This window comes from Massilia sp. X63 (assembly GCF_041023745.1).
Lineage (GTDB): Bacteria > Pseudomonadota > Gammaproteobacteria > Burkholderiales > Burkholderiaceae_D > Telluria.
This window is the reverse complement of the sequence record NZ_JBFTEF010000011.1, coordinates 37,356-62,909: the sequence shown is the minus strand read 5'-3', so window position 1 is coordinate 62,909 and position 25,554 is coordinate 37,356. Positions and strand designations below refer to the sequence as shown.

Below are 25,554 nucleotides of genomic sequence, written 5' to 3'. Positions count from 1 at the left end.
AGAATGTTCCCATGAAGATTCGTGTGGCCACCTACAACATCCACAAGGGCGTGTCCTCGCTGCGCAGCCAGCCGCGCGTGATCGCGCTGAAAAAGGCAATCGCCGAGTTCAACGCCGACGTCATTTTTCTGCAGGAAGTGCAGGGCAGGCACGACCGCTTCCAGGCACGCTACGGCAAGGAAGAGCACGCGCACCGGCACTGGCCAGAAACCGCGCAGTACGATTACTTCAAGGGCGAGAAGCACCACAGCGCCTACGGCATGAATGCCGTGTACGACCACGGCCACCACGGCAATGCGCTGCTGAGCGCCTTCCCGATCGAGAATTCGCACAACCACGACGTCTCGGACCACGCCTACGAGCAGCGCGGCATCCTGCACTGCGTGCTGAACACGCAGGCCGGCCCGGTCCACTGCTACGTGGTGCACCTGGGCCTGTTCGAAGGCAGCCGCGGGCGCCAGACGGCGGCCCTGATCGACGCGGTCAACAGCTCCTCGCACGGCGAACCGGTGATCATCGCAGGCGACTTCAACGACTGGCGCAACACCCTCAGCGACCGTTTGCGCAATGCCCTCGGCGTGTCCGAGGTCTTCGACGAGCTGGGACCGAAGTCGCCGATGGGCGACATGGTGCGCAGCTGGGCCGGCCGCCAGCCGCGCCTGGCGCCGGCGCGCACGTTCCCCGCCATGCTGCCCTGGTTCCGCCTCGACCGCATCTACGTGCGCGGCTTCAAGGTGGACAACGCGCAGGTGATGCACGGCGCGCTGTGGGCCAAGCTGTCCGACCACGCCCCGATCGTGGCCGAACTCCAGCTGAGCTAGACGTCGCGCCATGCGCCACGTCAGCTTCGTAGACAACAACGACGTCACCCTGCTGGAAAGCGGCACCGCCTACTTTCCCGCACTGATCGCCGCGCTCGACGCGGCCCAGTACGACGTCCTGTTCGAAACCTATATTTTTGCCGAGGACCCGACCGGCATCCTGGTGCGCGATGCGCTGGTGCGCGCGGCCGCGCGCGGCGTGAAGGTGCGCGTGCTGGTCGACTGGATCGGCACCGAGCATCGCCCGGCGCAGCGCCTGGGCCTCGTGTTCGCCGAAGCGGGCGTGCAGTACCGCGTGTTCAATCCCTGGTGCCGGCGCGGCATCGCGCGCTCGCACCGCAAGATCGTGGTGGTCGACCGCGAGGTGGCCTTCGTCGGCGGCATCAACATCAACGACGACTGGCAGTGCGACCACGCCGACAAGCACCGCCTGCCGGCGCCGCGCTGGGATTTCACGGTGCAGGTACGCGGCCCGCTGGTGGCCGAGATCCACGACGAGGCCCAGGGCCAATGGCTGCGCGCGGGCCGCCTGAAACTGCGGCAGCGCATCGAGCTGTTCAGGGAAATGCGCAAGGAGCCCGTCGAGTCCTGCGAATACCCGGCCAAGGCGGCCTTCGTGGTGCGCGACAACCTGCGCAACCGCGGCACCATCCAGCGCGCCTACCTGCAGGCCCTGGGGCGCGCCAAGGACAGCGTGCTGCTGGCCACGCCGTATTTCGCCCCGGGCCGCAAGTTCCGCAAGGCGCTGGCCCACGCGGCCCAGCGCGGTGTGCGGGTCACGCTCCTGATCGGGGTAGGGGAGTTCGTCATCCAGGACATGGTGGCCCACTCCTTCTACCCCAAGCTGCTGGCCGACGGCATCAAGGTGGTCGAGTACCGCAAGACCCAGCTGCACGCCAAGGTCGCGGTGGTGGACGACGACTGGGCCACGGTCGGCTCCAGCAACTGCGACGGGCTGTCGCTGTTCCTGAACCAGGAAGCCAACGTGGTCGTGCTGGACCAGCGCTTCGCCGCCACCGTGCGCGACCACATCGAGCGCGGCGTCGCCGACGGCGTGCCGATCCGCCCCGAGGATTACGCCGGCATCGGCTGGATTCGCCGTGCCAGCTACGGATTGGCCTATATGGTGTATAAACTGGTGATGCGGATCTTCGCGATCGGCTATGCATGAACGAAAACAGGCAGCACATGGAAGACAACAACGTACGAATCGACAAATGGCTGTGGGCGGCGCGCTTCTTCAAAACCCGCTCGATGGCGACCGACGCGATCGACCGCGGCCGCGTGCGCATCGACGGCGAGCCGGTCAAGCCCTCGCGCAACGTCAAGGTGAACGACAAGCTGCTCATCGATAACGGCTCGGACCGCTGGGAAGTGATCGTCGCGGCCATCTCGGACAAGCGCGGCCCGGCGCCGGTCGCGCGCACCCTGTATTTTGAAACCGACGAAAGCATCGCCAAGCGCGAGAACGACAAGACCGCGCGCCGCCTGTTCCCCGAGCCGAGCCTGGACATCAAGGGACGCCCGACCAAGCGCGACCGCCGCGCGATCACCCGCATCGTCGACGAATGAAGATGCCGGTCCCCATGGCCGGCCTCATTTTAGTTTGCAATTTCTCGCTGGAATGTAAAATGCCCGCTCCGGCCGCCAAGGCTCCCGGTCGGGCATCTCCATAGGCTGTGCCTGGGGCGATGGCCCGGCAGCTTTTGATGATCATTCCATGCAAACTGCTGTTCCTCTCGTCACCAACGATGCCGTCGTGCTCGGCATCCTCGCAGCGATCCTCGGCTTCGTGTTCTGGTCGGCCTCGCGGCCCGACGGCTTCTGGAAGAAGTTCTATACCTACGTGCCGGCCCTGCTGCTGTGCTACCTGGTGCCGGCCATCCTGAATACCCTGGGCGTCATCGACGGCAGCCTCTCGAAGCTGTACCCGGTGGCGCGCGACTACCTGCTGCCCAGCGCGCTGGTGCTGCTATGCATCGCGATCGACTTCGGCGCCATCGTGCGGCTCGGCCCCAAGGCGATCATCATGTTCCTGACCGGTACCGCCGGCATCATGCTGGGCGCGATTGCCTCGTTCGAGATCATGCGCCTCATCCATCCCGAGACCGTCGCGGGCGAGACCTGGCGCGGCATGACCACGATTACCGGCGCCTGGATCGGCGGCGGCGCCAACCAGGCGGCCATGAAGGAAGTGTTCGAGGTCGACGCCACCCTGTTCGGCCAGTTCGTCGCGGTGGACGTGCTGGTGGCGAACGTGTGGATGGCGGTGCTGCTGTTCCTGGCCGGCCGCGCCCAGGCCTTCGACCGCTGGACCGGCGCCGACCTCTCCGCCATCAATGCCCTCAAGGCGCGCATCGAAACCTACCATGCCGAGCATGCCCGCATGCCGACCCTGACCGACGTGATGGTGATCCTGGCCGTGGGCCTGGGAGTCACCGGCCTGTCGCATGCGCTGACCGGCCCCACTGTCGGCTGGATCGCCGGCCTGCCCCAGGAATGGCGCCTGCAGGACTACAGCCTGACCTCGTCCTTCTTCTGGATCGTGGTGTTCGCCACCACCTTCGGCATGCTGCTCAGTTTTACCAAGGCGCGCAGCCTGGAAGGGGCGGGCGCCTCGACCCTCGGCTCGGCCATGCTGTACTTCCTGGTGGCGACCATCGGCATGCAGATGGACCTGAATGCGCTGCTCGACCGGCCGTGGCTGTTCGTGCTGGGCCTGATCTGGATCTGCGTGCATGGCGGCCTGCTGCTGCTGATGGCCAAGTTGATCCGCGCGCCGCTGTTCTTCATGGCGGTCGGCTCGCAGGCCAACGTCGGCGGCGCGGCTTCGGCCCCGGTGGTGGCCAGCGCCTTCCACCCGGCGCTGGCGCCGGTCGGCGTGCTGCTGGCGGTGCTCGGCTACGCCCTCGGCACCTATGGCGCCTACGTGACCGGCCTGGTGCTGCGCGCGCTGGCCACCTGAGCCGGCGCGGCGGCGGTGGCCGGCTGCAGCGCGCGGTCGACGGCGTCGATCGCCCCGGCCAGGTAGCCCGGGAACACGGGCGACCATTCGCTGCCGATGCCGGTCATGCAGCCAGCCCAGGGGCCGGCCCCGGCCACGGCTTCCGGCGCCTCGGCATGGCCGCCCATGCCGTCGAGGTCGGCCGCGGTCGCCGTGTATCCGTCGACTGCCCAGTCCTTGATGAAGTCGGCCTGCGGCGTCGCCGCCTGCGCGCCGAACAGGCGCGCCAGCTGGGCGCGGCAATGGCCGCGCAGTTCCTCTTCGCTGAAGCGCCCGCGCACCTGGGCAGGGAGCGCGAAGAAGCCGAACAGCGCAGCGCTGCCGCCGGGGGCGCAAGCATCGTGGATTTCGCCCAGCGGCCCGACGGCGCTGCGCGCCGCGCCGGACAAGCCCTGCTCGCGCCAGAACGGCGTGTCGTAGACCGCCAGGTATTTTGCGTGCGGCGCCATCCAGGTGGGCGTGGCCTGCCATGCGCGCGCCAGTGCATCGGGTAACGCAGGGTCGAAGGCGAGGGTGGCGGCCAGCAGCCGCGGCGGGGCCGCCAGCAGCACGTGCCCGGCTTGCCGGGTCGTGAGCTTGCCCCGCGCGTCTTCGCTGTCCAGCTCGACCAGCGTCCCCTGGCGGCGCAGGCGCCGCACCGCCTGTCCGGTGACGATCCGGGACGCCTCCAGGCGCATCCGCAGGGCCTCGGTGAGCGCCGCCATCCCGCCGGCCAGGCGCATCGAGGCCGGCGCATTGACGTAGCCGCGCATCCGCAACGGACCTTCGCTGCGCGAGCGCTCGGCCATCATGTCGCCGGCCTCGTGTTGGGCGAAGCGTTCCAGGTCAAGCTCGCGCACCAGGCGGTCCAGCGCGGGCTGCAGATCGGGCCAGAACCAGGTCGGGCCCAGGTCGAAGCGCCCGGTCGAGAGGATGCGCCCGCCGGGCACCTCGCGGGCTTCCAGCAGCACATAGTCGGTGCAGCCTTGCTGTTCCAGCCGGTACGCGGCATACAGGCCGCTCAGGCCGCCGCCGACGATGGCGAAGCGGGTGGTGTGGATGCTCATGTCAGCTGGGCCATGCCGGCCAGGTGGCCGGTCTTGAGGTACAGGTTCGCGCCGCTGTCGCCGGCGACCAGGCCGGGCTGGGCGCCGGCGGGCAGGCGGATCCAGGTGCCGCGCGGATAGCGCTGCCCGCCCGCGACCAGCTCTCCTTCGAGGACCAGCAGCTCGGCGCCGCCGGCGCCCGGGTCCGCCAGCGCCTGTCCGGGCGCGAGGCGCTGCAGGCAGACCTGTTCGTGCGCGTTCGAGAACAGCCGGCAGACCGCGCCTTGCCCTTCTTGCACCCAGTTGGCCGGGTCGCGAGTATCGATGCGTACGCGCTGCTCGTCATGCGGCGCCATCTGCCGCAGCTTGACGAAGATGAGGGCGCCCGGACGGCTGAACGGCTGGTGCATTGAACCGGAGGGACTGCGCAGGTACCAGCCTGCCGGGAAGTCGCCGCTCTCGTCCGAAAACGTCCCCGACAGGACCAGGATCTCTTCGCCGTCGGGGTGCGCGTGGGCAGGGAAAAAGGAGTCCGGCGCGTAGCGCACGATGCTGGTCGCACGGGCCTGTTCGGCGCCGATCCGGTCCAGCATCACGCGCTCGACGCCGCTTTGCGGCGAGGCGCTCCATTGGTAGCGGTCGGGTGTGACGACGACGGACTGCGAAAAATCTGCGTTGACCAGCATGGTGCTTCCTTTCCCTGAATGTTCATTGCGGCCAGCCATGACGCCGCCATCGACGTCCCAGATGGCGCCGGTGACACAGGCTGCGTTGTCCGACAACAGGAAGCTTACCGCGTCGGCGACGTCCTGGGGCGTGCCGACACGGCCGATCGGGTGGAAGGCATTGAAACCCTGCAGGGCGCGGTGCACCTCGGCCTTCGGGATGAAGCCTTCGTAGATCGGGGTTCCCACCACCGCCGGCGCCACCGCGCTGACGCGGATGCGCTTCGGGACCAGTTCCATTGTGGTGCATCGGCCCGAATGTACAAGTCTGCCGCGGCTGGTTGCTGGCCGAAGCAGCAGCCTGGCCGGATCTTCCTGTCGGATCGGCAAACAAGTGTTCCGCGTACCCGTCTGCGTACACCACGAAGGCGAAAAATGCGGTACCTTAGCATTTGCGACAACGCTGTCCCCGCCAGACCCGGGTGGGGATGCCCAGCAAGTGCTCCGCTCGCTTGCCGTTGTCCTGCATCAATAGAATCTCGCCTCTAAGTTCCCGTTTGACATTTCAACTCTGGTAGATAATAGTACGAGCGTTCGGATTTTTTCGATTCAGGGGCAGTCATTACTACTTCAGCCAAATTCATGCGCAAGGGCGAGCTCACGCGGGCAGCGATTCTCGACGTGGCGCTCGAGCTTTCCAGCCGCGACGGCTTGGAAGGCCTCACCATCGGCCTGCTGGCCGACCGGATGAACATGAGCAAGTCCGGCGTGTTCGCGCACTTCGGTTCGCGCGAAGACCTGCAGCTGGAGGTCGTCAAGCTGTACCACCACCGCTTCGAGCAGGAAGTGTTCTTCCCGAGCGTGCGCGAGCCGCGCGGCCTGCCGCGCCTGCAGTCGATGTTCGACCGCTGGCTGGCGCGCGTGTCGGTCGAGATCGCGTCTGGCTGCATCTACATCAGCGGCGCCGTCGAGTACGACGACCGCCCGGGTCCGATCCGCGAGGAGCTGGTCAAGATGGTGCAGGACTGGCAGGATGCGCTGCGCCGCGCCGCGCGCCAGGCGGTCGAGGTCGGCCACCTGCGCGCCGACGCCGACGCCGAGCAGCTGGTGTACGAGATGTACGGGCTGATCCTGGCCCTGCACCACGACGCCCGCTTCCTGCGCAATGCCGGCGCGGTCGACCGCGCGCGCCGCGGCTTCGAGCGCCTGATCGAGAACTACCGTAACCCGATTCCGCCGCAAGGCACCCCGGCCCACTAACACTGCCGGCCAGTCAACACACTTTTACCTTCGTTCAGGAGAAAACCATGGGTCAGTACGTCGCGCCAATCCGGGATATGCAGTTCGTTCTGCACGAATTCCTCAATGTCAGCGAAGAGTTCAAGAACCTGCCTGCCTACCAGGAGATCGACGCCGACATCATCAACCAGGTGCTCGAGGAAGGTGCGAAATTCACGCAGGAAGTCCTGTTCCCGCTGAACCACTCGGGCGACCGCGAAGGCTGCCACTTCGATCCGGCCACCAAGGCCGTGACCACCCCGAAGGGCTTCAAGGAAGCCTACAAGCAGTACGTCGAAGGCGGCTGGGCCGCGCTGGCGTGCGATCCGGAATACGGCGGCCAGGGCCTGCCGGTCTCGCTGAACAACTCCTTCTACGAGATGCTGAACTCGTCGAACCAGGCATGGACCATGTACCCGGGCCTGTCGCACGGCGCCTACGAGTGCCTGAAGGAGCACGGCACCGAAGACCAGAAGAAGTTCTACCTGCCCAAGCTGGTGTCGGGCGAGTGGACCGGCACCATGTGCCTGACCGAAGCGCACTGCGGCACCGACCTGGGCCTGCTGCGCACCAAGGCCGAGCCGCAGGCTGACGGCACCTACAAGATCACCGGCTCCAAGATCTTCATCTCGGCCGGCGAACACGACATGGCCGAGAACATCGTCCACCTGGTGCTGGCACGCCTGCCGGACGCGCCGGAAGGCTCGAAGGGCATCTCGCTGTTCCTGGTGCCGAAGTTCCTGCCGAACCCGGACGGCTCGATCGGCGAACGCAACGGCATCGCCTGCGGCGCCATCGAAGAGAAGATGGGCATCCACGGCAACGCCACCTGCCAGATGAACCTGGACAACGCCGTCGGCACCCTGATCGGCCAGCCGCACAAGGGCCTGCAGGCGATGTTCGTGTTCATGAACGCCGCCCGCCTGGGCGTCGGCATGCAGTCGCTGGGCCTGACCGAAGTCGCCTACCAGAACGCGCTGGTGTATGCGAAAGACCGCATCCAGATGCGTTCGCTGTCGGGCCCGAAAGCGCCAGACAAGCCGGCCGACCCGATCATCGTGCACCCGGACGTGCGGCGCATGTTATTGACTGCTAAAGCCTTCGCCGAAGGCGGCCGCGCGCTGACCTCGTACATCGCGCTGCAGATCGACCGCGAACTGAACCACCCGGACGAAGCAGTGCGCAAGGAAGCCGCCGGCGAAGTCGCGCTCCTGACCCCGATCGTCAAGGCCTTCATCACCGACAACGGCTGGATCGCCACTTCGGAAGCGATGCAGGTGTACGGCGGCCACGGCTACATCAGCGAGTGGGGCATGGAGCAGTACGTGCGCGACGCCCGCATCAACATGATCTACGAAGGCACCAACACCGTGCAGTCGCTGGACCTGCTGGGCCGTAAGATCCTGATGGACAACGGCACCAAGCTGCGCGCCTTCGGCGAGAAGATCAAGGCTTTCGTGGAAGAGAACGGCCTGGACGAGTCGATGTCCGAATTCGTGACCCCGCTGGGCGAACTCGGCGAAAAGGTCACCAAGCTGACCATGGAAATCGGCATGAAGGCCTTCCAGAACCAGGACGAAGTCGGCGCCGCCGCCGTGCCTTACCTGCGCGTCGTGGGCCACCTGGTGTTCAGCTATTTCTTCGCCCAGATGGCGAAGATCGCGCTGGCCAAGCAGGATTCGGGCGACAAGTTCTACGAAGCCAAGCTGCACACCGCGCGCTTCTACTTCGCCCGCCTGTACCCGGAAACCGCGATGCTGATCCGCCAGGCACGTTCGGGCGCATCGAACCTGCTGGCCATGGACGCAGACCTGTTTTAACACACCATCACGTGGCCTCCGCTCCAAGAGCGGAGGCCACGACTTATCCAAGGAAATAAGAATGTCCAATTTCATCGTCAAGAAAGTCGCCGTGCTGGGCGCCGGCGTGATGGGCGCGCAGATCGCTGCGCACTGCGTGAACGCCAAGGTGCCGGTCGTGCTGTTCGACCTGCCGGCAAAAGAAGGCAACAAGAACGCCATCGTCCTGAAGGCCATCGAAGGCCTGAAGAAGCTGTCGCCGGCCCCGCTGGGCAACAAGGACGACGCTTCCCTGATCGAAGTGGCCAACTACGAGGACAACCTCGACGTGCTGGCAGGCTGCGACCTGATCATCGAAGCCATCGCCGAGCGCATGGACTGGAAGCACGACCTGTACAAGAAGGTCGCCCCGCACATCGCCCCGAACGCGATCTTCGCCTCCAACACCTCGGGCCTGTCGATCAACAAGCTGGCCGAAGGCTTCGATGACGAACTGAAGGCGCGCTTCTGCGGCGTGCACTTCTTCAACCCGCCGCGCTACATGCACCTGGTCGAACTGATTCCGACCACCAGCACCCGTCCGGAAATCCTGGACCAGCTCGAAACCTTCCTGACCTCGACCCTGGGCAAGGGCGTGGTGCGTGCAAAAGACACCCCGAACTTCATCGCCAACCGCGTCGGTATCTTCGGCATGCTGGCCACCATCCACGAAGCCGAGAAGTTCGGCCTGTCGGTGGACGTGGTCGACGACCTGACCGGCGCCAAGCTGGGCCGCGCCAAGTCCGGCACCTTCCGCACCGCCGACGTCGTGGGCCTGGACACCATGGGCCACGTCATCAAGACCATGCAGGACACCCTGCAGGACGACCCGTTCTTCAGCCTGTACAAGACCCCGGACGTGCTGGCCAAGCTGATCGAGAAGGGCGCGCTGGGCCAGAAGGCCGGCGGCGGCTTCTATAAAAAGGTCGGCAAGGAGATCCAGCGTCTCGACTTCGCCACCGGCGAATACGTGGCCAGCGGCGCCAAGGCCGCCGACATCGTCGCCCGCATCCTGAAAGAAAAGGACCCGGTCAAGAAGTTCAAGGCCATGCGCGAATCGACCAATCCGCAGGCGCAGTTCCTGTGGGCGATCTTCCGCGACGCCTTCCACTACATCGCGTTTCACCTGGAGTCGATTGCCGACAACGCGCGCGACGTCGACTTCGCCATGCGCTGGGGCTTCGGCTGGAGCGTCGGCCCGTTCGAGACCTGGCAGGCCGCCGGCTGGACCCAGATCGCCCAGTGGGTGAAGGAAGACATCGATAGCGGCAAGGCGCTGTGCAATGCACCGCTGCCAGCCTGGGTGTTCGAGGCGCCGGTCGCCGAGAAGGGCGTGCACACCGCTGAGGGTTCGTACTCGGCCTCGAAGAACGCGTATGTTCCGGCGTCCGACCTGCCGGTCTACCAGCGCCAGCAGTTCCGCGCCCCGGTGCTGGGCGCGACCACCGTCGATCCGAAGACCTTCGGCACCACCGTGTTCGAGGACGACTCGGTGCGCCTGTGGCATTCGGACGACGAGGTGCTGGTCATCTCGCTCAAGACCAAGATGCACGTCATCGGCGAAGGCGTGGTGAAGGGCCTGCAGCGCGCCATGGCGGAAGCCGAGAAGGGCTTCAAGGGCCTGGTGATCTGGAATACCGACGCGGCCGAAGGCGGCGCCTTCTCGGCCGGCGCCGACCTGCAGTCGGCCCTGCCGGCCTTCATGATGGGCGGCGCCAAGGCGATGGAACCGATGGTGCGCGACCTGCAGGACGTCTTCATGCAGATGAAGTACTCGAACATCCCGGTGGTCGCCGCTGTCGCGGGCCTGGCGCTGGGCGGCGGCTGCGAGATGGCCCTGCACGCTTCCAAGCGCGTGGCCTCGATCGAGTCCTACATCGGCCTGGTCGAAGTCGGCGTCGGCCTGGTGCCGGCCGGCGGCGGCCTGAAGGAAGCGGCCGTGCGCGCCTTTACCGAGGCCAAGGGCAACGACATCCTGCAATTCCTGAAGACCGGCTTCACCAACGCGGCCACCGCGCAGGTGTCGAAATCGGCCCTGGAAGCGAAGGCCATGGGCTACCTGAAGGAAGACGACGTCATCGTCTTCAACCCATACGAACTGCTGCACGTGGCCAAGACCACCGCGCGCGCCATGTTCGACGCCGGCTACCGCGCACCAATGCGCCGCCCGGTGACCGTCACCGGCCGCTACGGCTGGGCGACGATCCGCGGCCAGCTGGTCAACATGCGTGACGGCGGCTTCATCTCGGCCTACGACTACCACCTGGGCGACACCATCGCCGAGATCGTGACCGGCGGCGACATCGACCAGGGCAGCGTGGTGTCCGAACAGTGGCTGCTCGACATGGAACGCAAGGCCTTCATCGCGCTGCTGAGCAACCCGAAGACCCAGGAACGCATCATGGGCATGATGCAAAACGGTAAGCCGGTGCGCAACTAATCGGGCCACTTCGCGCCGACAGAACAGGACGACAAATCATGAGCAAACAACTTCAAGACGCATACATCGTCGCAGCGACCCGCACCCCGATCGGCAAGGCGCCGCGCGGCTTCTTCAACAAGACCCGTCCGGATGACCTGCTGGTCGCCGCGATCCGCGGCGCCATGGCCGCCGTGCCGAACCTGGACCCGGCCCTGATCGTCGACGCCATCGTCGGCTGCTCGTTCCCGGAAGCGGAGCAGGGCTTCAACGTGGCGCGTAATTCGGTGGTGCTGGCAGGCCTGCCGAACACCGTCGGCGGCGTCACCGTGAACCGCTACTGCGCCTCGGGCATCACCGCCCTGGCCATGGCAGCCGACCGCATCCGCGTCGGCGAAGCCGACGTGATGATCGCCGGCGGCGTCGAATCGATGTCGATGGTCCCGATGATGGGCCACCACCCGTCGATCAACATGGAGACCTTCAAGGACGAGAACGTGGGCCTGGCCTACGGCATGGGCCTGACCGCCGAGAAGGTGGCCGAGCAGTGGAAGATCTCGCGCGAAGACCAGGACGCCTTCGGCCTGGAATCGCACCGCCGCGCCATCGCCGCGCAGCAGGCCGGCCTGTTCAAGGACGAGATCACCCCGGTGGAAATCGTCACCCGCACGCCGAACCTGAAGACCGGCGAGATCGACGTCAAGCGCCGCACCGTCGACCTGGACGAAGGCCCGCGCGCCGACGCCTCGATGGAAGGCATGGCCAAGCTCAAGCCGGTGTTCGCCGCCAAGGGCAGCGTGACCGCCGCGACCTCGTCGCAGATGTCGGACGGCGCCGGTGCGCTGATCGTCGTCAGCGAAAAGATCCTGAAGGAGCACAACCTGACTCCGCTGGCCAAGTTCTCCTCGTTCGCCGTGCGCGGCGTGCCGCCGGAGATCATGGGCATCGGCCCGAAGGTCGCGATTCCCGCGGCGCTGGCCGCCGCCGGCATCACGCAAGACCAGCTGGACTGGATCGAGCTGAACGAAGCCTTCGCCGCCCAGGCGCTGGCCGTGATCCGCGACCTCGGCCTGGACACCAGCAAGGTCAACCCGATGGGCGGCGCGATCGCCCTGGGCCACCCGCTGGGCGCGACCGGCGCGATCCGCGCCGCGACCGTGGTGCACGCACTGCGCCGCAACAACCTGAAGTACGGCATGGTGACCATGTGCGTCGGCGCCGGCATGGGCGCGGCTGGTATCATCGAGCGCGTTTAAGCATCAAGCAGTAATACCGCGTGGGCGGGAGAACCGTTTGCCCTTGTAGGGTGGGCGGGTCTCCCGCCCACGCGTCCAACCAGCTTTAGAAGAATCGGAGACCCTGAAACATGGACATGCTGATCAACAAGGCCAACGGCCTCCTGAGCATCGAATTCAACCGCCTGGCGCGCAAGAACGCCATCACCGGCGCCATGTACACCACCATGGCCGAGGCCTTGCTCGACGCCGAGCAGGATCCCGCCGTGCGGGTCGTCCTGATCGCCGGCAAGCCGGAGATTTTCACCGCCGGTAACGACCTCGACGACTTCCTGAACAACGTCGGCGCAGGCGCCATGACCGAAGACCGTCCGGTGTTCCAGTTCATGCGCGCGCTCGAAGGCTGCACCAAGCCGGTCATCGCGGCCGTCGCCGGCGCCGCGGTCGGCATCGGCACCACCATGCTGATGCACTGCGACCTGGTCTACTGCGCCGACAACGCGAAGTTTTCCATGCCCTTCACCCAGCTCGGCCTGTGCCCGGAATTCGCCTCGTCGCTGCTGGTGGCGCAGAGCGCCGGCTACACCCGCGCCGCCGAGAAGCTGATGCTGGGCGAAGCCTTCGGCGCCCAGGAAGCCTTCGAGATGGGCATCGTCGCGCGCGTGCTGCCGGCCGCCGAACTGCTGCCGTTCGCGCAGGGCCAGGCCGCCAAGCTGGTGGCGCTGCCTGCCGCCTCGATCCGCGCCACCAAGGCCCTGATGCGGCGTTCGCGCGCGGCCCTGGTCGCCGAGACCATCGCCGTGGAAAACAAGCAGTTCGGCGCCATGCTGGTCGCGCCGGAAGCGAAGGAAGCCTTCACCGCCTTTTTTGAAAAGCGCAAGCCGGATTTCTCGAAGTTCGACTGATTCAAAAGTCGTGGCGGATGCCGGCAGCAAGGGCCTGGCCGCCACTGATGCCGGCATCGAAATCGTCCAGGCCGCCGCGGCGCGGCGTCAGGACGGCGGTGCTGCCTTCCCGGTAGTACTCCGCGAACAGTTTGGTATCGTCCGACAGCTGGTGGTCGACGCCGAGGTGGACGATGTTGTCGCCGTAGTTTTCCACCCGCGCCAGCATCAGCTTGACCGTGGTCCTGCCCATCTCGTAGCTGCCGAACAGGTTGATGGCCTGGTTGCCGTCGCTCGCGAAGCTGCCGCGCTGGCGATTCCCCGAGTCGAAGCGCTCGACCTTGGCTGCGAGGTAGAGCTTGCCGGCCTTGTGGCTGGCGGATAGTCCGAACAGGCGATTGCGTCCGTAGCCCGCGTCGCCCCGGTCATCCACGCCGGCGGCAAGGCGGGTGTTGCCGAAGGTGTAGGTGGCGGCGAGCTGCCGGCGCGGCGCATCGATGCGCGAGGTCGAGCGCGCGTTTCCGCTGCTGCCGGTATACGCTGCGCTGAGCGAGAAGCCCGAGACCTCCGGCGTCGAATAGGCCAGGGTCTGGGCCACGCGAAACACGGTATAGGTCGCGAAGCCGCTGTAATAGGTGCTGAACATGTCCACCGGCGCCGCGACCGCATTGTAGTAGGGCATCCACTGCTGGCCGTAGGCGATCGTGCCGAACCTGCTCCGCAAGCCCAGCTGGGCGAGCCTGATCCGCTCCCCGTGCGGCCGCTTGGCATCGCCCTGGTCGTAGGGATCGCGCATCCTGAAGTTGGCCGAGTCGACGGGGAGCTCCAGCTGACCCGTCAGGGTCAGCGCGGCGCCCAGCGGATAGTCGACCTTCACTCCCACCCGTGAGTAGGCGTCCCGGAAGCCGACATAACTGTCGAGGCGATCGTCGCGATCCGGGCTGACCGCCTCGACCTGGGCGCGCAGCGAAGCGTAGAAGTCGACGACGGGAGTGTCCTGGGCAGCCAGGCCAGTCGAAGCCAGGCAGCCTGCCAGTCCGAGCACGACATCTCTTGAAGCAAGGTGCAGCGTAAACATGATCGTCTCCTGTCAAACCAGGTGCGGCGGCATGCTCAGGACCTCGAGCATCAGTTCGCTGACGCCATCCCACACGATCTGCACGCCAAGGCACAGCAGGATGAAGGCGGTCAGGCGCAGGAAGACGGCGGTGCCGGCTTCGCCGATCAGGCGCAGGAAGTGCTCCCCATAGCGGAAGGCGAGATACAGCAGCACGCCGATGAGCGCCAGCGCCAGCAGGGCGCCGCCCATCCGCGCCAGTGACAGCACCATCCGGACATCGTGCAGGGAAACGCCCACGGTGATGGCGACCGAGATCGAGGCCGGACCGCAGCTGATCGGAAAAGTCAGCGGATAGAAGGCCTGGCGGTGCGCATGGTCGGGTGTGTAGGCCCCGGCCAGGGCGGCCCGGCTGTCGGGCGTGGACGGCGTCGCCCCCAGCAGGCGCCAGGCCACCGAGGCAAGCAGCAGGCCGCCGCCGATACGGACGATGGGCAGCGAGATGCCGAAGAAGTCGAGCACATAGGAACCGATCAGCATCGAGCCGGTCATCAGCCAGAACATGTTGCGCGCGATACGGCGCGCCAGCAGGGCGCGGGTCGCCGCCGATGCCCCATCGGTCATGCTGAGGAAAATCGGTGCTGTTGCTGCCGGATTCAGGATCGGCAGCATGGTTGCCAGCACAAACAAAAAACTTTTGGCTGCTGCCAGCATTAACTCGATCGTCATGACAATTTCTGCGTGTTACGACGACAGGCGTCGCGCTCAGGAGACGGCGAGCTGCATCGCAAGAAGGTCTGGAACGAGAGTATAGGCTAGGAGCAAAAAACGTGACGCCCGCTGCCGACTTACAACTGTCGCACCAGCCCGTCGCCGACAAAGACGCGGTAGCGCCGGATCCGGCCCGTAACCGTGTCCGGTCCCTGGCGCGGCGTGTAGCGCAGGCCCGCAATCTCGGTGGACGCGCCCAGGTCGATGATCAGCCGCGCCGGGCCCGGATGCACTTCCTGGCCGTAGGCCGTATGCCAGTAGTCGCTGGTCTGGCCGTTGATGGCGTTCAGGGCGCCGCCGTCTTCCTTGTGCGCTTCCTCGCTGCTGGCGTAGGCGATGGTCCAGGCGCTCTGGTTCATGGGCTTGCCGTCCGGGCCGAGCAGGGCGAGTTCGGCTACGGCCGCGTGAGGCTTGCCGTCGAAGCTGTCGACCACCTCGAGACACAGCTGGCGCCCGCGTGCGGGCCCATCGAACTTCACCTCCTGGGTGGCGGGTCCGCCGGCGAACTGCCCGGTGTGCACCGGCGTCAGGCCGGCCAGGTTCGGCCGGGCATTCCTGGCCGGGCGTGGGAGGTCGCGCTCCGGATGCAACTCATCCAGGATCGGTGTGGTGCGTCCTTCGATGCGGCTGGCGCGTGGCCCGGTAAGGTCGAGCACGACGACTTCATTGCGGCCGGCTTTCACCCAGGGGCCCGGCAGGTACATGGTCTGGGTCGGGCCGATGCTCCAGTAGCGGCCCAGGCAGCGGCCATTGATCCAGACGATGCCCTGGCCCCAGCTGGACATGTCGAGGAAGGTGTCGGCCCGTTCCTTCGCATCGAAACTGCCGCGCCAGAAGGCCGGGCCGGCAACGCGTTTGGCCTGCCAGCGCAAGGGCGGCAGCTCGCCGTCGGCGCCGAAGTCGATGGCGCGGATGCCCCAGCCCTTGAGTTCTTCGGCGGCGCCGTCTTTGGTGCGCAACACGACCGGACCCTGCAAGCCCTTGCGGTCGTGGATCTCGACACCGAAGTTCACGCGTGCGATGGTGTATAGCAGGATCTCTATCCTGGTCGGTCGGGTGCGCGCGGGCAGGTCGACGCTGAAGCGGCGCTGCCGGGTGTCCATCGTGCCCGCCAGGCGTCCGCCGTCGTAGATCCAGGCCAGGTCGCGCGCGTTGGCGACCTCCAGCTTGCCCGCCGGGCCGGGCGGCAAGGTGACGCTGTAGGCGACCAGGCCGCGGCTGATGTCGTACTGCTCGATGTTGCGCGGCGAGCTGTCCCTGATCGCCGCTTCAGGCAGGTTCGCGAACACGGGGGCGGTCTCGCTCAGTGCAAAGGCGGGAACCGCCATCACCGGCAAGTGTGCCGGCGCGGCAGGCAGGGTCTCGCCGGGCGCCAGGTGACGGCTCAGGCATTCGCGGTAGGTACGGAATTTCTCGCCCAGCCAGCCCGCCTCGCTGATCGGGGCGTCGTAGTCGTAGCTGGTCGTATCGGGACGGAAGGGGCGGTCGCAGCCGCCCCACAGGCCGAAGGTGGTGCCGCCATGCGCCATGTACAGGCTGAACGAGCCGTTCGCCTTGAGCATGGTGTCGATGTCGCGGATGGCGCGCGCATTGTCGCCGCGCTTGTGCGGCGTGCCCCAGGTGTCGAACCAGCCGGAATAGTATTCGCCGCACATCAGGGGCCCTTGCTGCACGCTGGCCAGGGCCTTGAAACCCCGTTCCGGGTCGCTGCCGAAGTTGGCCACCGAAAGCAGTTCCGGGATGTGGGTCTTGGCCACCGCATTGGTCGGGTTGCACTGGAATAGCGGGACATCGAAGCGCGCGTCGAGCAGGGCCTGGCGCATGAGGCGCATGTAGTCGCGGTCTTCGCCGAAGAATCCGTATTCGTTCTCGACCTGCACCATCAGGATCGGGCCGCCCTGGGTCAGCTGCATCGGCGCCAGCACCCGGCCGACCTCCTGTAGCCAGCGCCGCGCCGGCTGCACGAATGAGGGCGCGCGGGTGCGCAGGAAAGCATCGCCCGGGTGCTTGAGCAGCCACCACGGCAGGCCGCCCATTTCCCATTCGGCGCAGGCGTAGGGGCCCGGTCGCAGGATCACCCACAGGCCTTCGGCCTGCGCCAGCCTGCAGAATTCGGCGGCGTCGCGCTGTCCGTCCCAGCGGTACTGGCCTTCGCGCCACTCGTGGTAATTCCAGAACAGGTAGGCGCAGACCGTGTTCAGGCCCATCGCCTTGATCGCCTTCAGGCGGTGTCCCCAGTATTCACGCGGCACGCGCGCAAAGTGCATTTCGCCGCAGCGGATCTGCAGGGGCTTCCCGTCGAGCAGGAAGTCCTTGTCGCCGATGGCGAAGCGGGGCGCGGCGGCCGCGGTTCCCGGTACGCTCAACGCAAGGGCGGTGCCGGCGGCGGCGCCGAGGAAGCCGCGGCGCGATGGGTGAGGGGACATGGCGGTTCCTGGTCGAGAATGTGCTGCCCTTCATGGTAGAGGAAGTCGCCGTGCCGTAGCAGGGGCTCCTGCACAATGCTCATCAGGTTGATTCCAGGCGCACCGGATCCCGTAGTAAGGTAGTCCGATGCGCGTGAATCGGCGTCGTGGAGACATCATGAGACGGACCCCTGTTGCGGCCTCGCTGGCCTGTGCCGCCGTGCTGTGCGCATGCGCAGGGCCCGCGAAGCAGGGTGACGGCGCGCGCATCGTCGAGGTGGCGGATGGCTGGGCGGCCAACTCGGTCAATGCCGTGGTGTTCCGCAAGAATTCCCTCGTCACCCACGAAGGCCAGCAGTACATCGCCTTCTACGATGCCGCCGGCAGGGTGGTGCTGGGCAAGCGCCGCCCGGGCGACCTGCTATGGCAGCTGGCGCCCACCCAGTACCTGGGCAATGCGCGCGATGCGCACAACAGCATCAGCATCATGGTCGACGGCGCCGGCACCCTGCACGTGGCCTGGGACCACCATAATGGTCCCTTGCGCTACGCCCGCGGCACGGCGCCCGGCGCGCTCACACTCGGTCCCCAGGAAGCGATGACCGGGCGCGGCGAAGCTTCCGTCTCCTACCCCGAGTTCTACCGCATGCCGCAAGGCGGGCTGCTGTTCCTGTACCGCGACGGCGGCTCCGGCCGCGGCAACCTGGTGCTCAACCGCTACGACCCGGAAAGCCGCAGCTGGACCCGGCTGCAGGACAATCTGCTGAGCGGAGAAGGGCGGCGCAACGCCTACTGGCAGGCCTTCGTCGACCGGGCCGGGACGCTGCACCTGTCCTGGGTATGGCGCGAGTCGCCCGACGTCGCCAGCAACCATGACCTGGCCTACGCCCGTTCGCGCGACGGCGGCCGCAGCTGGGAACGCAGCAACGGAGAGCGCTATGTGTTGCCGATCACGGCAGGCAGCGCCGAAGTGGCGGCGCGTATCCCGCAAGGGAGTGAATTGATCAACCAGACCGCCATGGCGGCCGACCGCGACGGCAATCCCGTCATCGCGAGCTATTGGCGCGACGCCGCCTCCGCCGTGCCGCAATACCGCGTGGTGGTCCACGACGGCCAGGCCTGGCGCGCGCAGGACCTGGGCTTCCGGCGCGCGCCGTTCTCGCTGTCCGGCATGGGGACCAAGGCGATCCCGATCTCGCGTCCGCAAATCCTGCTCGATGGCGCGGGCGCCTGGCTGCTGTTCCGCGACGAAGAGCGGGGCAACAAGGTGTCCGTGGCCTGCACGAGCGAGCTGCGGCGCGGCGGCTGGCAGGTGTTCGACCTGCTCGACCGCGCGGTGGGCGCATGGGAGCCGAGCTTCGACACCGAATTGTGGGGCAGCTCCGGCCAACTCAACCTTTATCTGCAAACCGTCCACCAGGCCGATGCCGAAGGCGTCCTGCCCAGCGGCCCGACGAAGGTCGGCGTACTGGAATGGACACCGGCCTGTCCACCCACACCATGAACGAGATGAACCCCAAAAAATACTTCACCGGCATGCTGGTCGCGCTGAGCGTCGTGCTGGGCGGCTGTGCAGCGGCGCCGGCATCCGACGCGGGTGTCAGGCGCAGCGAGGCGGTCGCCGTGATCGACAAGGTCAACACCTACTGGCAGTCGACTACCCCCGCGAAGCAGTGGGCCTTCTGGGACGTCGCGGCCTACCACACCGGCAACATCGAAGCCTACCGCGTGACCGGCAAGGAGGAATACCGGCGCTACTCCGAGGAATGGGCCGAGCATAACGCCTGGCAGGGCGCGGCTTCAAACGACAAGGCGCGCTGGAAGTACAACTACGGCGAGACCCCCGAGCACGTGCTGTTCGGCGACTGGCAGATCTGCTTCCAGACCTATGCCGACCTGTATCGACTGGAGAATGACCCGCGCAGGATCGCCCGCGCCCGCGAGGTGATGGAGTACCAGATGAGCACCCCCAACAAGGATTACTGGTGGTGGGCCGACGGCTTGTACATGGTCATGCCGGTCATGACCAAGATGTACCGGATCACGGGAAACCGCCAGTACCTGGACAAGCTGCACGAGTACTTCGCGTACGCGGACGGCATCATGTACGACCCCGGCGAACAGCTGTACTACCGCGACGCCAAGTACGTCTACCCGAAGCACAAGAGCAGCAGCGGCAAGAAGGATTTCTGGGCGCGCGGCGATGGCTGGGTGTTCGCGGGACTGGCAAAGGTGCTGGCGGACCTGCCGCAGGACGACCCCCATCGCGCCCGCTACGTGGAGCGTTACCGGGCGATGGCGGCAGCGCTGCTGCGCAGCCAGCAGCCCGAGGGCTACTGGACCCGCAGCATGCTCGACCCTGCGCACGCCCCGGGGCCGGAGACCAGCGGCACCGCGTTCTTCACCTATGGGCTGCTATGGGGGATCAATCATGGCCTGCTGCCGCGCGAGGCTTACCTGCCGGCGGCGCAGCGCGGCTGGCGCTACCTGACGACGCTGGCCGTACAGGCCGACGGCAAGGTGGGTTATGTCCAGCCGATCGGCGAGCGCGCGATTCCCGGTCAGCTCGTCGACCAGAACTCGACCGCGCCGTTCGGCGTCGGGGCCGTGCTGCTGGCCGCGGCGGAGATGGCGCGCCTGGCGGATCGATAAGGAAGGCAGACATGGAACGTCGACACTTCATGCGCGCGTTCGCCGCCGGCGCCGCCGTCCCCGGCATGCTCGCGGCCGGCACAGCCCCGGCGGCACCAGCGGCGAACGGCGAACGCGCCTACCTGCTGCGCCTCCTGCAACGGATGGCCGAGCCGGTACTGAGCCTGATGTCGAAGGGAGAACTGAAAAAGCGGTTCCCGCTCGAACTGAGCCCCACCTGGGATGGCCGCGCCGCGTCGGTGGCCTACCTCGAGTGCTTCGGCCGCCTGATGGCGGGCATCGCGCCCTGGCTCGCGCTGCCGGTGGACGGCAGCGAAGAGGGCAGCCTGCGCCGGCGTTTGCAGCAGATGGCGCTGCAAAGCTATGCCAACGCGGTCGATCCGGGCAGCCAGGACTATCTGACATGGAAGGGAGAAGGCCAGGCCCTGGTCGATTCCGCCTATTTCACCAATGCCCTGCTGCGCGCACCCAAGGCATTGTGGGAGCCGCTCGACGCCGCCACCAAGGCGCGCATCGTCGCCGAGATCAAGGGCCTGCGCCGCGTCGATCCCCCGCACACCAACTGGCTGTTGTTCGCCGCCATGAACGAAGCCTGGCTGCTGTCGATCGGGGAGGAGGCCGACCCGATCCGCATGAACGGCGCGATCCGCCAGATCAACGAGTGGTATGTCGGCGACGGCTGGATCAAGGACGGCAAGGATTTTCACTTCGATTACTACAACGCCTACGTCATGTACCCGATGCTGCTGGAGGTGCTCGACGTGCTGGTCGCGAAGCGGGCGCCGTTCTGGCAGGCCAAGCCGCAGGAACTGCTGGCCCAGGCCACCAGGCGCGCGCAACGCTATGGCGAACACCTGGAGCGCTTCATCGGCCCCGAGGGCAGCTATCCGCCGATCGGCCGCTCGCTCACCTACCGCAGCGCCGCCTTCCAGCCGCTGGCGCTGCTGGCCTGGCGCAAGCAGCTGCCGGCCTCGCTGCCGGAAGGGCAGGTGCGCGCCGCCCTGCATGCGGTGCACCGCGCCATCTGGGATGCGCCCGGCAACTTCACCGACGACGGCTTCCTGACCATCGGCTTTCGCGGCCACCAGCCCGGACTGGGAGACGTGTACTCGAACAACGGCAGCATGTACATCGCGTCCACGAGCCTGCTGGCCCTGGGCCTGCCCGCCGGCGACAGCTTCTGGACCGCGCCGGGCCAGGACTGGACCCAGAAGAAGGCCTTCAGCGGACGCAGCTTCCCGAAGGACTATCCGGTGAAGTACTGATATCCGGTACGGGCGCATGGCCGCCCGGCGAGCGGCTGGAACAATCAGTCCCGGCTGTCCTTGCTCCCGCCGCCGAACAGCTTGTCCTTGGCCGACAGCAGCTTCTGCACCTTGCCGCCCATCTTCATGAGCTGGGCCAGGGATTCCGGCGACAGGCGCTGCAGATCGTCGAACCAGTTGTTGGCCAGGTCGACCAGGTCGTGCATTTCGCGCATGCGCTGCTGCGCGAACACGTCTTCGGGCCGCTCGGCCTGCACCAGCAAGGATTCGCGCAGCACCGACAGGGTCGGCGCCACCTCGCGCCGGCGGCGTTCGGCCGCCACCACCCGGAAGATCTCCCAGACGTCGCCCAGGGAAGTGAAATATTCGCGGCGGTCTCCGGGGATCCGGTGGATCCGCACCAGGCCCCAGGACTGCAGCTCCTTGAGGCCGATGCTCACATTGGAGCGCGAAATGCCCAGTTTCTCGCCGATCTCGTCGGCGTTGAGCTGCTGTTCGGTCACGAACAGCAGGGCATAGATCTGCCCGACCGTGCGATTGATGCCCCAGCGGCTTCCCATTTCGCCGAAATGGCTGACAAAGGTCTGGACGAGTGGAGTCACGGTCGCGCAATGATCAGAACTGAAAAACCGATTATCGCACGCTCGCCAATTCCCGACTAAGCCAGGCGGGTATCCGTGACAAAGCCTGATCCACGGCGCATAATTTCACTAATTCTTGAAAATTCAAAAAACTCTCAAATCTGAGGGTGGATGAATCGTTTGATTGTTGTCGCTCGTAGGCCGGAAACATGGATTCGCACGCTAGTCGCACCGCCGCCCGGACGGCCCCGTCCGGCCCCATCGTCGATGGCGCCGTGCACATGGAGGCAAAGGCGATCGGTGCCGGCGGCCACCTGGCACAGGCCGGCGCCGCCCTGATCTGGATCCCGCAGGCCTTCCTGCTGGCGCTGGCGGTGCAGGGCATCGCCGACGGCGCGGGCGTGCAGGCAGTGACCGTGCCGGCGCTCGCCTTTCTGTTGCTCGGACTGCTGCGCGCTTCGCTCGAGGCCTGGGGCGCGCGCCGGGTATTCGCCGACGCGCGCCGCTTCCTCGGGGCACTGCGCGCCGAGGCGGCCGCCATGCTGGCGCGCCGTTCTCCGCTCGACCGCGGCCGCCCCGCATCCGGTGCGGCGGCCAGTGCGATGGCAGAGCAGGCCGAAGCCGTGCTGCCCTGGCTGGTGCGTTACCAGGGAGCGCGCTGGAAGCTGGCGCTGGTGCCGCCCGTCATCGCCGTGGTGGTGGCGATCCAGTCATGGGTCGCTGCGCTGATCCTGCTGCTGGCCGCGCCCTTGATTCCGGTGTTCATGGCAGTCATCGGCTGGCGCGCCAAGGCAGCCAGCGAGCAGCAGCTGCAGGTGATGGGCGGCATGAACGGCTTCCTGCTGGACCGTTTGCGCGGCCTGTCGACCCTGCGCGCGCTCGGCGCCGTGGACCTGAGCGCGCGCCGCTTGCGCGATACGGCGCAGGCACTGCGCACCAGCACCATGCGGGTACTGCGCATTGCCTTCCTGTCGTCCACCGCGCTCGAGCTGTTCGCGGCGCTGGCCGTTGCCCTGGTGGCCGTGTACGTCGGTTTCCACCTCCTCGGCGATTTTCCCGGCGGCGCCTGGGGCAGCCGGCTCGGCCTGGGCGAAGCCCTGTTCATCCTGTTGCTGGCCCCGGCGTTTTTCGAGCCGCTGCGTGAACTGGCGGCGGCATGGCACGACAAGGCGGCTGGCGAAGCTGCCCTGGCGACGCTCGACCGCTTGCGCGAGCCGGGCATGCGCATGCCCGGCGCGCTGGCAGACGGCGGCGCAGACGCGCAGGCGCAGCGGCCTGTGCGCATCGAGATCGAGGCGCTGCGTTTCGCGCATGACGGAGAAGCGCCGCTGTTCGAGGACCTTGCGCTGTCCATCGCGCCTGGCGAGCATGTCGCGCTGGTCGGTCCGAGCGGCAGCGGCAAGAGCACGCTGCTGGCCTTGATGGCCGGTCTGGCCGCGCCGTCGGGCGGCAGCGTGCGCATCGACGGCATGCCGCTGGACGAGGAGCATGCCGCCACGTTGCGCGCACGCATCGCCTGGATCGGACAGGCGCCGCACCTGTTCCCGGGCACGGTGCGCGGCAACGTCGCCCTCGGCCGGCCCGGCGTCGACGGCGCCGCCGCCGCCGCGGCGCTGCGCCGTTCCGGCCTGGGGCGCGTGCGGCATGCGGTACCGGACGCGCGCCTGGGCGAGGGGGGCGCCGGCCTGTCGGGCGGCGAGCTGGTGCGCCTGGCGCTGGCGCGCGCCGTGGCCGCGCATGGCACCGGCCTGCTGCTGGCCGACGAGCCGACTGCCCACCTCGATCGTGCAAGCGCATCCTGCGTCATCGATTCGCTGCTCGCGTTGTCGCACGGCCGCACCCTGGTGGTGGCGACCCACGACCCGGTGCTGGCTGCGCGCATCGGGCGCGTGGTGCATGTCGGCCGCCGCGACGCGGCCCTGGAGGCGGCATGAAGGATGCGGATACACGCAAGGACGAGCTGGCAGTGGTCGCCCGCCTGTACCTGGCGGGCGGCGGACGCCGCCTGCTGCTGGGCGCGCTGCTTGCCACGCTCACCGTGCTGGCCGGCATGGCGCTGCTCGGCACCTCGGGCTGGTTCATCACGGCGACCGGTCTGGCCGGCTTGTCGGCCGCGGCCGCGCTGGCCTTCAACGTGTTCGTGCCCAGCGCGGCGATCCGCTTGCTGGCGCTGGGCCGGACCTTCTCGCGCTACTTCGAGCGCGTGACCACCCATGACGCAAGCCTGGCGGTGCTGGCTTCCCTGCGCGAACGCCTGTTCCGCGGCTGGGCCGAGCCGATGGCGGCGCGTTTGCTGCTGCGCCGTCCGGCGCGCCTGCTGTTTCGCCTCACGAATGACGTCGACGCCCTGGAAACGGTGTACCTGCGCCTGCTGGTGCCGGCCATTGCCGCCCTCGGCGCCGCCCTGCTGGCAAGCGCCGTGCTCGGCGCGCTCGACTGGCGCCTCGGCCTGGCCATGCTGCTCTGGCTGCTGGCCTGCGGCTGGGGCATCGCGCTGCTTGCCGCACGCCGCGCGACGCCGCTGGCCCTGCGCCGCGCCCAGGCGCTGGAACGGCTGCGTGAACAGACCGCCGACCTGGTGGCGGGCCAGACCGACCTGGTCATGGCAGGCCGGCTTGGCGCCCAGTGCGCACGGCTGGCGGCCACCGACGCGCGCCTGGCGCAGGCCGACGATGCGCTGCACCGCCTCGAAACGCGCGCCGGCTGGGCCTATGCCGCGGCCGGCCACCTCGGCGTGGCGGCCGTGCTGCTGGGCGCCGGCTGGCTGGCGCAGCAGGGCAGGATCGACGCGCCGCTGGCCGCCCTGGCGCTGCTGCTCTCGCTGGCCGCGCTCGAGCCCTTTGCCGCGCTGCGGCGCGGCGCCATCGAGGCCGGACGCAGCCGCCTGGCAGCGCGCCGCCTGGCGCCGCGCCTGCGTGCCGCCGCCCGGACCACGCCGCCCGTCTACGCCGGCGACGCGGCCTTGCACCTGCACGGGGCCGGCGTGGCCTATTCCGGCCGCGCCCAGCCTGCGCTGCACCCCGTCAGCCTGCGCATCGGGCGCGGCGAGCGGGTTGCCTTGATCGGCCTGAGCGGCGCAGGCAAGTCGACCCTGCTGGCATTGGCCGCCGGCGAAATCGCGGCCAGCAGCGGGCGGGTGGACGCCATGCCCTGCACCTGGCTGACGCAGAAAACCGAACTGTTCCAGGACAGCCTGCGCGACAACTTGCGTCTGGCCGCGCCGCAGGCCGACGACGGGCGCCTGTGGGAGGCGCTGGACGCGGCCGGCCTGGGGCGCGAAGTGCGCCGCTTCGCGCACGGACTCGGCACGCCCCTGGGCGAGGGCGGCCTCGGTCTGTCCGGCGGGCAGGCGCGGCGCCTGGCGCTGGCGCGCCTGCTGCTGCGCGATGCGCCGTTCTGGCTGCTCGACGAACCCACCGAAGGGCTCGACGACGTCACTGCCGCCGACGTGCTGGCGCGCCTGGCCGGCCATGCCGACGGCCGCACCCTGCTGGTCGCGACCCACCTGCGCCGCGAAGCCGCCCTGGCCGACCGCCTGCTCGTCATGGACGAAGGCCGGATCGTCGCCGAGCTGCGCCGCGGCGGCATCGACTTCGACGCCGCGCTGGCCGCGCTGCGCGACCGCCCCACCACTTTTCAACAATAAGAAAGGAT

Annotated in this window: 20 protein-coding genes and 1 pseudogene; 14 read left to right on the top strand and 7 right to left on the bottom strand. The window is 67.6% G+C overall.

Features of this window, described 5'->3' with window-relative positions; translation table 11 throughout:
- Positions 1-11 precede the first annotated feature (11 nt).
- From AB3347_RS19615 to AB3347_RS19600, 4 genes are all read left to right on the top strand, one after another.
- Positions 12-821, top strand: a complete 810-nt coding sequence (locus AB3347_RS19615) for an endonuclease/exonuclease/phosphatase family protein (protein ID WP_369093397.1) — start codon at positions 12-14, stop codon at positions 819-821.
- 10 nt (positions 822-831) lie between these two features.
- The gene (gene clsB, locus AB3347_RS19610; protein WP_369093396.1) at positions 832-1,992 is read left to right on the top strand and encodes a cardiolipin synthase ClsB; all 1,161 of its coding nucleotides are present in this window, start codon (positions 832-834) and stop codon (positions 1,990-1,992) included.
- Entirely contained in the window at positions 1,989-2,393 is a 405-nt protein-coding gene (locus tag AB3347_RS19605; RefSeq protein ID WP_369093395.1) for an RNA-binding S4 domain-containing protein, read from the top strand. Before clsB ends, AB3347_RS19605 begins: the two co-directional genes overlap by 4 nt.
- A gap of 148 nt (positions 2,394-2,541) precedes the next feature.
- On the top strand, positions 2,542-3,786 hold the full coding sequence (locus AB3347_RS19600; protein WP_369093394.1) for a DUF819 domain-containing protein: 1,245 nt from the start codon (positions 2,542-2,544) through the stop codon (positions 3,784-3,786).
- Here the strand turns inward: AB3347_RS19600 and AB3347_RS19595 are convergent.
- The 3 genes and pseudogenes from AB3347_RS19595 to AB3347_RS19585 form a co-directional block, all read right to left on the bottom strand.
- Positions 3,747-4,871, bottom strand: coding sequence for a flavin monoamine oxidase family protein (locus tag AB3347_RS19595; protein ID WP_369093393.1), 1,125 nt, complete (start codon positions 4,869-4,871; stop codon positions 3,747-3,749). The two genes, AB3347_RS19600 and AB3347_RS19595, sit on opposite strands and share 40 nt — an antisense overlap.
- Positions 4,868-5,536, bottom strand: a complete 669-nt coding sequence (locus AB3347_RS19590; RefSeq protein ID WP_369093487.1) for a cupin domain-containing protein — start codon at positions 5,534-5,536, stop codon at positions 4,868-4,870. The genes AB3347_RS19595 and AB3347_RS19590 overlap by 4 nt, the downstream gene beginning before the upstream one ends.
- Positions 5,537-5,560: 24 nt before the next feature.
- Positions 5,561-5,875: pseudogene (locus tag AB3347_RS19585) on the bottom strand (SDR family oxidoreductase); the annotation flags it as partial.
- Between the two features lie 282 nt (positions 5,876-6,157).
- Here AB3347_RS19585 and AB3347_RS19580 point away from each other — a divergent pair.
- The 5 genes from AB3347_RS19580 to AB3347_RS19560 all read left to right on the top strand — a co-directional run bounded on the left by AB3347_RS19580 (position 6,158) and on the right by AB3347_RS19560 (position 13,190).
- A complete protein-coding gene (locus AB3347_RS19580) occupies positions 6,158-6,775 on the top strand; it encodes a TetR/AcrR family transcriptional regulator (RefSeq protein ID WP_369093392.1) in 618 nt (205 codons plus the stop codon).
- 47 nt (positions 6,776-6,822) lie between these two features.
- Positions 6,823-8,613 carry an acyl-CoA dehydrogenase C-terminal domain-containing protein gene (locus AB3347_RS19575; RefSeq protein ID WP_369093391.1) on the top strand — a complete coding sequence of 597 codons (1,791 nt, stop codon included), beginning with the start codon at positions 6,823-6,825 and terminating at the stop codon, positions 8,611-8,613.
- Positions 8,614-8,674: 61 nt separating this feature from the next.
- The gene (locus AB3347_RS19570) at positions 8,675-11,071 is read left to right on the top strand and encodes a 3-hydroxyacyl-CoA dehydrogenase/enoyl-CoA hydratase family protein (protein ID WP_369093390.1); all 2,397 of its coding nucleotides are present in this window, start codon (positions 8,675-8,677) and stop codon (positions 11,069-11,071) included.
- Positions 11,072-11,109: 38 nt separating this feature from the next.
- Complete coding sequence (locus AB3347_RS19565) at positions 11,110-12,306, top strand: acetyl-CoA C-acyltransferase (RefSeq protein WP_369093389.1); 1,197 nt, start codon at positions 11,110-11,112, stop codon at positions 12,304-12,306.
- A gap of 110 nt (positions 12,307-12,416) precedes the next feature.
- On the top strand, positions 12,417-13,190 hold the full coding sequence (locus AB3347_RS19560) for an enoyl-CoA hydratase (RefSeq protein ID WP_369093388.1): 774 nt from the start codon (positions 12,417-12,419) through the stop codon (positions 13,188-13,190).
- Between the two features lies 1 nt (position 13,191).
- Here AB3347_RS19560 and AB3347_RS19555 read toward each other — a convergent pair whose 3' ends face one another.
- The 3 genes from AB3347_RS19555 to AB3347_RS19545 form a co-directional block, all read right to left on the bottom strand.
- A complete protein-coding gene (locus AB3347_RS19555; RefSeq protein WP_369093387.1) occupies positions 13,192-14,247 on the bottom strand; it encodes a porin in 1,056 nt (351 codons plus the stop codon).
- Between the two features lie 12 nt (positions 14,248-14,259).
- The gene (locus tag AB3347_RS19550) at positions 14,260-14,955 is read right to left on the bottom strand and encodes a MarC family protein (protein ID WP_369093386.1); all 696 of its coding nucleotides are present in this window, start codon (positions 14,953-14,955) and stop codon (positions 14,260-14,262) included.
- A 119-nt stretch (positions 14,956-15,074) separates the two neighbouring features.
- Entirely contained in the window at positions 15,075-17,423 is a 2,349-nt protein-coding gene (locus AB3347_RS19545; RefSeq protein WP_369093385.1) for a beta-galactosidase, read from the bottom strand.
- 157 nt (positions 17,424-17,580) lie between these two features.
- Between AB3347_RS19545 and AB3347_RS19540 the strand changes: the two genes are divergently transcribed.
- Genes AB3347_RS19540 through AB3347_RS19530 form a run of 3 tightly spaced genes read left to right on the top strand, consistent with a single transcriptional unit; the run spans position 17,581 to position 21,319 of the window.
- On the top strand, positions 17,581-18,906 hold the full coding sequence (locus tag AB3347_RS19540) for a BNR repeat-containing protein (protein ID WP_369093384.1): 1,326 nt from the start codon (positions 17,581-17,583) through the stop codon (positions 18,904-18,906).
- Positions 18,876-20,054, top strand: a complete 1,179-nt coding sequence (locus AB3347_RS19535; protein WP_369093383.1) for a glycoside hydrolase family 88 protein — start codon at positions 18,876-18,878, stop codon at positions 20,052-20,054. Before AB3347_RS19540 ends, AB3347_RS19535 begins: the two co-directional genes overlap by 31 nt.
- An 11-nt stretch (positions 20,055-20,065) precedes the next feature.
- Positions 20,066-21,319: a DUF2264 domain-containing protein gene (locus tag AB3347_RS19530; RefSeq protein ID WP_369093382.1), complete on the top strand. Its 1,254-nt coding sequence runs from the start codon at positions 20,066-20,068 to the stop codon at positions 21,317-21,319.
- 44 nt (positions 21,320-21,363) lie between these two features.
- Here AB3347_RS19530 and AB3347_RS19525 read toward each other — a convergent pair whose 3' ends face one another.
- Complete coding sequence (locus AB3347_RS19525) at positions 21,364-21,921, bottom strand: GbsR/MarR family transcriptional regulator (RefSeq protein WP_369093381.1); 558 nt, start codon at positions 21,919-21,921, stop codon at positions 21,364-21,366.
- A gap of 260 nt (positions 21,922-22,181) precedes the next feature.
- Between AB3347_RS19525 and cydD the strand changes: the two genes are divergently transcribed.
- Both cydD and AB3347_RS19515 read left to right on the top strand, forming a co-directional pair.
- Positions 22,182-23,834, top strand: coding sequence for a thiol reductant ABC exporter subunit CydD (gene cydD, locus AB3347_RS19520; RefSeq protein ID WP_369093486.1), 1,653 nt, complete (start codon positions 22,182-22,184; stop codon positions 23,832-23,834).
- Positions 23,831-25,546: an amino acid ABC transporter ATP-binding/permease protein gene (locus tag AB3347_RS19515; protein ID WP_369093380.1), complete on the top strand. Its 1,716-nt coding sequence runs from the start codon at positions 23,831-23,833 to the stop codon at positions 25,544-25,546. Before cydD ends, AB3347_RS19515 begins: the two co-directional genes overlap by 4 nt.
- Positions 25,547-25,554 lie beyond the last annotated feature (8 nt).

Coding starts and splice junctions, on each gene's coding strand:
- AB3347_RS19545 (WP_369093385.1), bottom strand. CDS start 17,423: ATGTCCCCTCACCCATCGCGCCGCGGCTTCCTCGGCGCCGCCGCCGGC.
- AB3347_RS19600 (WP_369093394.1), top strand. CDS start 2,542: ATGCAAACTGCTGTTCCTCTCGTCACCAACGATGCCGTCGTGCTCGGC.
- AB3347_RS19615 (WP_369093397.1), top strand. CDS start 12: ATGAAGATTCGTGTGGCCACCTACAACATCCACAAGGGCGTGTCCTCG.
- AB3347_RS19555 (WP_369093387.1), bottom strand. CDS start 14,247: ATGTTTACGCTGCACCTTGCTTCAAGAGATGTCGTGCTCGGACTGGCA.
- AB3347_RS19560 (WP_369093388.1), top strand. CDS start 12,417: ATGGACATGCTGATCAACAAGGCCAACGGCCTCCTGAGCATCGAATTC.
- AB3347_RS19565 (WP_369093389.1), top strand. CDS start 11,110: ATGAGCAAACAACTTCAAGACGCATACATCGTCGCAGCGACCCGCACC.
- AB3347_RS19590 (WP_369093487.1), bottom strand. CDS start 5,536: ATGCTGGTCAACGCAGATTTTTCGCAGTCCGTCGTCGTCACACCCGAC.
- AB3347_RS19570 (WP_369093390.1), top strand. CDS start 8,675: ATGTCCAATTTCATCGTCAAGAAAGTCGCCGTGCTGGGCGCCGGCGTG.
- cydD (WP_369093486.1), top strand. CDS start 22,182: ATGGAGGCAAAGGCGATCGGTGCCGGCGGCCACCTGGCACAGGCCGGC.
- AB3347_RS19535 (WP_369093383.1), top strand. CDS start 18,876: ATGGACACCGGCCTGTCCACCCACACCATGAACGAGATGAACCCCAAA.
- clsB (WP_369093396.1), top strand. CDS start 832: ATGCGCCACGTCAGCTTCGTAGACAACAACGACGTCACCCTGCTGGAA.
- AB3347_RS19550 (WP_369093386.1), bottom strand. CDS start 14,955: ATGACGATCGAGTTAATGCTGGCAGCAGCCAAAAGTTTTTTGTTTGTG.
- AB3347_RS19605 (WP_369093395.1), top strand. CDS start 1,989: ATGAACGAAAACAGGCAGCACATGGAAGACAACAACGTACGAATCGAC.
- AB3347_RS19515 (WP_369093380.1), top strand. CDS start 23,831: ATGAAGGATGCGGATACACGCAAGGACGAGCTGGCAGTGGTCGCCCGC.
- AB3347_RS19540 (WP_369093384.1), top strand. CDS start 17,581: ATGAGACGGACCCCTGTTGCGGCCTCGCTGGCCTGTGCCGCCGTGCTG.
- AB3347_RS19595 (WP_369093393.1), bottom strand. CDS start 4,871: ATGAGCATCCACACCACCCGCTTCGCCATCGTCGGCGGCGGCCTGAGC.
- AB3347_RS19530 (WP_369093382.1), top strand. CDS start 20,066: ATGGAACGTCGACACTTCATGCGCGCGTTCGCCGCCGGCGCCGCCGTC.
- AB3347_RS19575 (WP_369093391.1), top strand. CDS start 6,823: ATGGGTCAGTACGTCGCGCCAATCCGGGATATGCAGTTCGTTCTGCAC.
- AB3347_RS19580 (WP_369093392.1), top strand. CDS start 6,158: ATGCGCAAGGGCGAGCTCACGCGGGCAGCGATTCTCGACGTGGCGCTC.